Source organism: Thermodesulfobacteriota bacterium (assembly GCA_040756475.1).
Taxonomy (GTDB): Bacteria; Desulfobacterota; Deferrisomatia; order Deferrisomatales; family JACRMM01; genus JBFLZB01.
Map to the genome: position 1 here is coordinate 1 of JBFLZB010000192.1, position 8,224 is coordinate 8,224.

7 protein-coding genes and 1 tRNA gene are annotated in these 8,224 nt (G+C 69.4%); 6 read left to right on the forward strand and 2 right to left on the reverse strand.

Features of this window, described 5'->3' with window-relative positions; translation table 11 throughout:
* Positions 1–35: 35 nt before the first annotated feature.
* Positions 36–1,292: an integrase family protein gene (locus tag AB1578_19645; GenBank protein ID MEW6490108.1), complete on the reverse strand. Its 1,257-nt coding sequence runs from the start codon at positions 1,290–1,292 to the stop codon at positions 36–38.
* Between the two features lie 155 nt (positions 1,293–1,447).
* On the opposite strand from AB1578_19645, the gene AB1578_19650 reads away from it, so the two are divergent.
* From AB1578_19650 to AB1578_19660, 3 genes are all read left to right on the forward strand, one after another.
* Positions 1,448–1,524, forward strand: a tRNA-Ser gene (locus AB1578_19650).
* Positions 1,525–1,921: 397 nt separating this feature from the next.
* Positions 1,922–2,218, forward strand: a complete 297-nt coding sequence (locus AB1578_19655; GenBank protein ID MEW6490109.1) for a type II toxin-antitoxin system RelE/ParE family toxin — start codon at positions 1,922–1,924, stop codon at positions 2,216–2,218.
* Between the two features lie 3 nt (positions 2,219–2,221).
* Positions 2,222–2,539: an addiction module antidote protein gene (locus AB1578_19660; protein MEW6490110.1), complete on the forward strand. Its 318-nt coding sequence runs from the start codon at positions 2,222–2,224 to the stop codon at positions 2,537–2,539.
* A gap of 463 nt (positions 2,540–3,002) precedes the next feature.
* On the opposite strand, the gene AB1578_19665 is transcribed toward AB1578_19660, so the two are convergent.
* Positions 3,003–6,575 (reverse strand): CheR family methyltransferase, encoded by a 3,573-nt coding sequence (locus tag AB1578_19665; protein ID MEW6490111.1) that lies wholly within the window; start codon positions 6,573–6,575, stop codon positions 3,003–3,005.
* A gap of 335 nt (positions 6,576–6,910) precedes the next feature.
* Here AB1578_19665 and AB1578_19670 point away from each other — a divergent pair, with 335 nt between their 5' ends.
* From AB1578_19670 to AB1578_19680, 3 genes are all read left to right on the forward strand, one after another.
* Positions 6,911–7,357, forward strand: a complete 447-nt coding sequence (locus AB1578_19670; protein MEW6490112.1) for an intradiol ring-cleavage dioxygenase — start codon at positions 6,911–6,913, stop codon at positions 7,355–7,357.
* A gap of 202 nt (positions 7,358–7,559) precedes the next feature.
* A complete protein-coding gene (locus AB1578_19675; protein MEW6490113.1) occupies positions 7,560–8,030 on the forward strand; it encodes a (2Fe-2S)-binding protein in 471 nt (156 codons plus the stop codon).
* Between the two features lie 4 nt (positions 8,031–8,034).
* Positions 8,035–8,224, forward strand: a 190-nt coding sequence (locus tag AB1578_19680; GenBank protein MEW6490114.1) for a twin-arginine translocation signal domain-containing protein, incomplete at its 3' end; no start/stop codon positions are given.

The following is an 8,224-nucleotide window of genomic DNA, read 5'->3' on the forward strand; positions in this document are numbered from 1 at the left end:
GGGGGGGCCGCATGTCGAGGGGGGGGAGAGGTCGCCTAGCCGGCGGCGGCCTCCTGGGGGCCCGGGAACCGAACCACCTCGGCCCCGCCCTTGACGCCCCCGAGGCGAAGGATCGTGTCCTCGATCCGCTGCATCGGCCCCCGGAGCCGGTCCGTGTCGAAGGACTCGGCAAGGTACCCGGCGGTCACGTCGCCAGCCGTGGCGTGGTTCAGAAGGCGCTTGACGGCATAGGCGCTCACGTCCAGGGATTCGGCCACGGTCGCAAACGTCCTCCGCAAGTCGTGGATACAGAACGAGACCCCGGAGGCCTCCTCTACCGCGTCGAGGGCATAGCGGACGTTCGAGTAGGGCCGGCCCAGCTTGTCGGCGAACACCAGGGGGCCGGCGGCCTTCTTCTTCCGGGCCTTCAGGAGGTCGCGGAGGTAGGTTCCGAGCGGCAGCGTGTGGTCCCGCCGGGCCTTGGTGTCGGTCACTGTCAAGGTACCCTCTTCGAGGTCCACTTGATCCCAGGTCAGCCCCAGGGCCTCGGAGCGGCGAAGCCCGGTGAGGATGACCGTCTGGAGGAAGTCCCGCGGGGTCGAGCGCGGCAGCTTCAGGACGGCCTGGAACCAGGGCCGCAGGTCGGCCTTCTTCACCACGGTCTTCCGGCGGTCCACGCGGTTCCAGGCCTTGAGGGCGGACAGGCGCGCCACCGGGGAGGGGGGGAGCACCGGGGTCCCGTCTGGGGCCGCGGTCGCCGCGCTGGCGTGGTTCCAGACGGCCCGCAGGTATCGCATGGTCAGGTTCGCCCGGGCCGGGGAGGCCTTGGACAACTCCCGGTGTTTCCTCTGTACCGCGTCGGGGGTGAGGTCCAGGAGGCGGCGGTCTTGCCAGCCCCCAAGGTCTTTCATGGCGGCGTTCACGTCGCGCACGGTGCGAGGCTTGAGGTCGCGGCCGGCGAGGTAGGCGGCCACCGCCTTCCCCAGGGTGACGGCTTCGGCCTCCGCGCGCCGTTTGTCTGCAACGGGGTTCTCGTTCTTCGCGATCTTCGCCGCGTGGTCGAGTGCCTGTTTGCGTGCCTCGTCCACGCGGAGGTCGGGGTAGTGCCCCAGGGTGACGCGCCGGGGGTCCTTCTGTCCCGGCAGGCGTCTCTCCAAGAAGAAGGTCTTGCGGCCGTTGGGGGTCACTTGCAGCCCGAAGCCCCGCAACTCGGTATCCCGAATGAAGAGCCGGCCGGCCTTCGGCGGGGTGACGGCCTCAACAACGGTCTTGGTCAACTTCTGGGGGCCGTGCCGCTTCGCCTCGCGTCCCATTTCCTGCCTCCGGTCTGGGGGCCCGTTCGGGCTCGGTACGACACCGGTACGACAGGAAGCAGAGTAAACGACGGTATTCCGCGCGTCAAGGCGCGAAACGGCGCAAGGTCCAGATTGTTGGATTGGCTGGCTTAATCGGCAGTTTTCGGGCGTGGGCGTGGGCTGCCGGGGAGAGGTATTTTTCGGACTTCGAATCCGCAGGTCGCACGTTCGAGTCGTGCCGGGCGCGCCATAGAATAGGACCAGGGGTTACGGTAACGAGCCGTAACCCCTGCATTTTTTGCCTTTCCCTCTTTCGCACACCCCAGGCAATCCCAAACTGGGCACCCCGCGAGGCGCGCACTTCCGTGAGCTACAAGACCGTCTTGCTTTAGCCGCGATCTCCCGACTGATTTCCGCAGAGCCGGGGTGGAACTCGGGTCATAGGGGGCGTGGCCGCACAACCACCCTTCCGCAAGGGCGGACGACACCGAGCAGGATAAGCTCGTGCCCCCGCGAAGTCCGGCCCCGTGCTGACCCGGGCCCTGATCTTCGCCCATCTCTTCCCAAACTTCGCCCGGCCTTCATCGAAGCGTGCGAGGCGAGGCGCCCCCTCGAAGTTTTGTAATCGTTAGGTTACAATCGGCCTCATGTTTGCGGTCAAGACGTTGCCGGAGTTCGACGCGTGGCTCTCCGGCCTCAAGGACCGGACCACGCGTATCCGCCTGAGCCGAAGGCTCGACCGGGCCCAACAGGGCAACCTGGGCGACGTGAAGCTCGTAGGCGAGGGCGTCTACGAGATGCGCGAGCACTTCGGCCCCGGGTGGCGGATGTACTACACGCAGCGGGGCGCCGTGGTCATCGTGATGCTTGGCGGGGGCGACAAATCCACCCAGGCCGCCGATATCGCGCGGGCGCTGCGACTGGCTGCCCGCATCGAGGAGTGAAGCATGAACAAGATCCGCGTAGCCGACCTGCCGGAATTCGACTTGGCCGACCAGCTTCGCACGGAAGACGACATCGCGGCGTACCTCACGCTCGTGCTCGATGAAGGCGACGCCGACGAACTGGCGCACGCGCTGGGAGTGGCGGCGCGTGCACGGGGCATGGGCGAGGTGTCGCGGGCCGCTGGCGTGACGCGGGAAGCTCTGTACAGGGCTTTGCGGCCAGGAGCGCATCCGCGGTTCGACACCATCGCACGGGTGTGCTCGGCGCTCGGGGTCAAGCTCGTCGCGCAGGCCCGGCACACGGCGGGTGCCGACCGGTGAGATGAGTTTCAGTTCAGGTCACAGGAGCCAGGGCGACCTTCTGTGCTGAGGCTAAGAACACTAGATTAACCACTACTTACGATGTCGCAGCGCTCGACCCTCGGCGGCTCGAACCTGCTCCTCCCAGTGCCCAGTTTCGGCGGTACTGGCGCGCCAGCACTTACGAGACCCAATCCTTCGCCGTGTAGACGCCTTGTAGACGGGGAGGGTGGGACTCGACAGTAGAGGGAGTCCTCCGGCTCCCACCCCTTCGGCCCCCTCGCGCGGCAAGGCTGCCCCCCCCGGCCTGCCCGCTTGGGGGCCGATCTCTTTTGGGGTTCATCCGCCCAACCTGTGGGTGGCCTCCCGTTCGGGGAGATCGTCGTCTGCGAGGTTCGTAGGTGCTCGGAGCTGGAGGCACGCTGGTAACGGAAGGAACCTGTCCCCACGAGGCGGCAACCGCTCCAGCCGACGTCCGGGCACGTCACCCGCTCGGGGGGCGACGGTTCCCTGGGGTCCCTCCCCGGCGCCGGATGGCGATCCGCTCCAGCACGTCGCGCAGTGCCCCGAGGTCCAGGGGCTTGGAGAGGTAGTAGTCCATCCCCGCCCCGAAAAACCGCTCCCGGTCGCCCGTTAGCGCGTGGGCCGTGAGGGCGACGATGGGAAGGTCGGGGGGAGTGCCGGCCACCCTCCCCTGCCGCACCCGGCGGGCGGCCTCCACCCCGTCGAGCCCCGGCATCTGCACGTCCATGAGGACCGCGTCGAAGGGCTCTGCCGCCAGCGCCTCCAGGGCCTCCAGGCCGTCGGAGACGACCGCCACCCGGTGACCCTGGGCCTCCAGGAGGGCTTTGGCGAAGAGCTGGTTGACCGGGTTGTCCTCGGCGAGGAGGAGCCGCAACCGGCAAGCCAAAGCGCCAACCTGCGCTTCTTGCCTTGCCTTCAGGGCCGAATCCTCCCCGGCAAGAGCCAGCCGGGCCGTGAAGGAGAAGACGCTGCCCCTGCCCGGCTCGCTCTCGGCCCAGATCTCACCCCCCATGAGCTCCGCGAGGTGCTTGGCGATGGACAACCCCAGGCCGGTACCCCCGTACTTGGCGTGGGTCGACCTCGTGGCGAGGGAGAAGCTGTCGAAGACCGAGGGCAGGTTCTCCGCGGGGATGCCGATGCCCGTGTCGCGCACCGTAAAGCAGAGCGTCACCGGGTTCCCGATTCCCGGTTCCCGGTTTCCGGTTCCGTCTGCTGAGCTCGCCACCCGGAGCTCGGAACGGGGCACCCCGGCGGCGAGGCCGACCGTCACCTCCACCTCTCCCCTTTCGGTGAACTTCACCGCGTTGCCTACCAGGTTGGTCAGCACCTGCCGGAGCCGGCCTTCGTCTCCCACCACCCGCAGGGGCACCGAGGGGTCCACCCGATGGGTGAGCTCGAGGCCCTTGCGACGCGCCGCCAGCCCGAGGGTGGCGACCGCAGACTCGACCAGGTGCCCCAGATCGAAGGTTGCGGCGGCGAGCTCCACCCTGCCGGCCTCCACCTTCGCCAGGTCGAGGATGTCGTTGATGACGTCGAGAAGGTCCTTCGCCGACTGCGTCCCGAGCGCCAGGTACCGCTCGGCCTTCGGCGAGACCCCCTCCAGTAGCGCGAGCTCGGTCATGCCCATGATGCCGTTCATGGGGGTGCGGATCTCGTGGCTCATGCGGGCGAGGAACTCGCTCTTCGCCTGGCTGGCCGCCTCCGCCGCCTCCTTCGCCTCGCGCAGCGCCGCCTCCGCGCGCTTGCCCTCGGTGACGTCGTGCACCATCCCCCCCGACCACACGATCTGCCCCGAGGCGTCCCGGACGTGCTCGCACTTCTCGTGGACCACCCGAACCTCGCCGGTGTCCCGGCGCACCACCCGATGCTCGATCTCGTAGGTATCTCGGCCCTCCAGAAGGGAGCCCCGGTACGCGTCGTCCACCGCGGCGCGGTCGTCGGGGTGCACGGCCTCCAGGAACGCCTCGTAGGTGGCGCCGAACTCCTGGGGCTCGAGGCCGAAGATCCGGTACACCTCGTCGGACCACGACAGGCGGTTCTCCCGCAGGTCGAGCTCCCAGCTCCCCAGGTGCGCGATCTCCTGGGCACGGTTGAGCCGCGCCTCGCTTCGCCGCAGCGACTGCGTCAGCGCTTCGCGCTGGGCCAGGGCGCGGGCCAGCTTGATGTTGCCGTAGCCGAGCTTGGAGAGGAGGCCGGCCAGCTTCGAGAAGAAGGCTAGGCTCGTCTCCAGGGCTTCCTTGCTCAGCCGGGGAACGGCTTCGAGCGCAGCGAGGTAGTCCCTTTCGTCGAACCCGTACCGAGCCGCCTGCTGCCGGAAGAGCGCGTAGTCCAGCGGCTCTCCCTCGAAGAAGAACTGGCCCATGAAGAGGTTGCCGAGGTGCCTGCCGCCGATGGTTACCGGCGTCGCCACGTCCCACATGTTGTTCCTGCACTTGTAGAGCCTGAACTCCCCCGGCGGGACCCCCGCCGAGAGCTCCAGGTCGCTCTCGAGGCAGTTGCGGCAGGTCTCGGGGTGGACGCGGTGGAACTTGGTGCAGATTGCCTGCCACCCCACGCCTACCAGCACCCGGCCCTTGAGGTCGACGATGCTCATCGGCATGCGGGCGAGCCGGTAGAAGTCGTCCACCAGCGCCTGTACCGCCGGGGCATCCAGGATGTCGGCGAGCTCGAGGCCGGCGATGTCCCCTTCGGGAGACAGGATGATGTCCAACTTCGACCGCACCCGCTCCTCGCTCTTCACGAGGGCCTCGTTCGTGGCCTGGAACTCCTCGTTCATGGAGAGGAGCTCCTCGTTGGCCGCCGTGAGCCCTTCGTTGGCGGCGGCGAGCCTGGCGATCGTGGCCCGGAGCTCCTCGTCGGTGGCGCGAAGCTGTCTGTGGAGCCGGCGGATCAGGGCATCCTTTGCCGGTCCCTCGGCGGGGAGCTTGGCGAGCTCCCCGTCTGAAGGGGCGGTCTGGGAGGGCGCGGCAGCCGGCTCGGGGACCGTCGCCCACGGCCGCGCGTGCTGTCCCAGCAGCGCCTCCTCCCCCCAGGCGAGGGAGCCGGGGCTGGGCGATCCCCCGAGGACGAAGGAGGGCAGTTCCGCCTCCCTTCTCCTCGCGCCGCCCTCCCCCCGCCGAAAGACCTTCCACCTATGGTCCACCGCCTCGAAGAGATCCGAGCGGGGCTCCACCGTCTCGGCGCTGCCGAGGAAGAGGTGGCCGCCCGCCTTGAGGGCGTCGTGGAAGAGGGTCAGCAGCCGCCGCTGAAGGTTGGGGGCAACGTAAATGAGGAAGTTGCGGCACACCAGGAGGTCGAGCCGAGTGAAGGGGGGGTCTCGGATCACGCTGTGCTCGGCAAAGACGACCATCCTGCGCAGGACCTCCGACACCTGGTAGCCGTCCTGCGTCCGGCGGAAGAAGCGCGTCAATCGCTCCGGGCCCACGTCGGCCTCGATCTCCGCGGGGTAGACCCCGGCCCGGGCCCTGGCAATCGCGGCCCCGTCGATGTCGGTGGCGAAGAGCTGGACGCCGGCGTCGATGCCGCGCTCCGCCAGGTGCTCCAGGAGCAGCATGACGACGCTGTAGGCTTCCTCCCCGGTCGAGCAGCAGGGGTGCCAGATCCGCACCGGCTCCCGCGGGCCGCCCCCCCCGAAGAGTGCCGGGAAGACCGCCCCGCGCAGGGCCTCGAAGGCCTCGGGGTCGCGGAAGAAGCTGGTGACGCCTATCAGGAACTCGCGAGACAGCGCCATCGCCTCCTGGGGGCTGCCCTCCAAGAGGGCCGCGTACTCTTCCATCCCCCCGAGGCGGTGGAACGCGAGGCGCCGGTGGATGCGCCGGTGGAGGGTGCTGTGCTTGTAGGAGGCGAAGTCGTGGCCCGTGCGCGCCTGGACGATCCGCAGGATCTGGCTCACCTGGCGAGAGGCCGACTCCCCATCTCCCTGGGGTTGCGAGCCAGGGGCGGCCCGCCCCTCGAAGGCCCCTTCGCCCCTCTCGGGCCCCTCGAGACTCTCGGCCTTTTCTGCCGAGCCCTTCGGCCCATCGGTGTTCTTCATCTCCCGTTCCTTCTCCCCAGAGACAGGCCGGGTCCGAGAAACCCCCTCCGCACCTCGCGAGAAGGTTACGGCCCTTCTGCTTGCCGCCGCCGGCACACGCCCCGGCAAGTTCACTGCCTGCCGGGACGCCCACCGGAGTCTAGCATCGTTCGGGTCGCAGAGGGGGAAGGAATGGGGACGACGCCGCGGCTGGATTCGGCCCGTCGCGCGTGCCGGCTGGTTGTGAAGAAGGGCCTTTGACATCCGAGGGGTGCAGCCGCAGGCTACTTCCAGGGGTTCCCTTTTCGGTCCCTTCCCCTCGCGGGAGGGACCCCGAGACGGAAGGGAGGGACAAGATGCGTATCTTGATGCTGCTCGGGTTGCTCTCGTTGGCTCTCGGCGCGCCCGCCCTCGCCGGCTCGTGCCCACCCACCCGGCCGGACGCTCTCGGCCCCTTCTACAAGCCCGGCGCGCCGGTGCGCTCCAGCGTGGGCGAGGGCTATGAGCTTCGGGGGGTCGTGAAGTCGACCGATGGCTGCCCGCCCATCGCCGGGGCCCGGATCGAGCTCTGGCTGGCCGGCCCGGACGGAAGATACGACGACGATCACCGGGCCACGGTGGTTTCCAGCGAGGACGGGACGTATGCGTTTGAGAGCAACGTTCCGCCCGCCTATGGTTCCCGCCCCCCGCACATCCACGTCCGGGTCACCGCCGCCGGCCACCGGACCCTGGTGACCCAGCACTATCCCGCCGCCGGTCATCGCTCCGGCGTCTTCGACCTGGTGCTCGTACCCGCCCGCTGACGGGGCCGGGAAGCGGGCGTCCTCCCCCCGATGGGCGGGGGAAGGGGCGTTCGGTCGCAAGACCGGCTTCGCGAGACGGCGCTCGGCGACCCTCCGGTCCTTGCGGCGAGGAGAGTCGAGGCTAGGCTCGTCAGCGGCGCTCGCGCCGCCGCGGGTGCCCCCGCAGCCCAGGTCGCCGTCCCCACGTCCCAAGGAGAGCAAGATGACCGACGCCGTCCGCTTCTCCCTCAACGGCCGCGCGGTAGACCTGCGCGTGGAGGGAGACAGGCTCCTCCTGTGGGTGCTCCGCACCGAGCTCGGGGCCACGGGCACCAAGTACGGCTGCGGCGAGGGACACTGCGGCTCGTGCACCGTGCTGGTGGACGGTGCGGCTACGCTGGCCTGCCAGACCCGAGTCGGCGACGTGGCGGGCCGGCACGTGGTGACGATCGAGGGGCTCGAGGCCGATGGGGAGCTCCACCCCGTGCAGCGGGCCTTCGTAGAGCACGGGGCGCTCCAGTGCGGCTACTGCACCCCCGGCATGATCCTCAAGGCCGTGAGTCTGCTCGCCGCCAACCCCAGCCCCACGGAGGAGGACGTGCGCCGGGGGCTGGAGGGGAACCTGTGCCGGTGCGGGGCCCACAAGCGCATCGTCGAGGCCGTGCTGGCGGCGTCCTCGGACACGGGAGGGTAACGCCATGGGAGACGAGAGGGAGCGGGGCGCAGTCGAGACCTTTCCCTGGGGGCTGCGCATCGGCCGCAGGGAGTTCCTGCAGCGCGTCGGCGTGCTCGGGGGCGGGCTCCTCGTCTACGTGTCCCTTGGCGCGCCGCCCGCCCCGGCCCAGTTTCGGGAGCGGCGGCGCCAGACGGGGACGGCGCCGGGGGATT

Coding starts and splice junctions, on each gene's coding strand:
- AB1578_19645 (MEW6490108.1), bottom strand. CDS start 1,292: ATGGGACGCGAGGCGAAGCGGCACGGCCCCCAGAAGTTGACCAAGACC.
- AB1578_19655 (MEW6490109.1), top strand. CDS start 1,922: ATGTTTGCGGTCAAGACGTTGCCGGAGTTCGACGCGTGGCTCTCCGGC.
- AB1578_19660 (MEW6490110.1), top strand. CDS start 2,222: ATGAACAAGATCCGCGTAGCCGACCTGCCGGAATTCGACTTGGCCGAC.
- AB1578_19665 (MEW6490111.1), bottom strand. CDS start 6,575: ATGAAGAACACCGATGGGCCGAAGGGCTCGGCAGAAAAGGCCGAGAGT.
- AB1578_19670 (MEW6490112.1), top strand. CDS start 6,911: ATGCGTATCTTGATGCTGCTCGGGTTGCTCTCGTTGGCTCTCGGCGCG.
- AB1578_19675 (MEW6490113.1), top strand. CDS start 7,560: ATGACCGACGCCGTCCGCTTCTCCCTCAACGGCCGCGCGGTAGACCTG.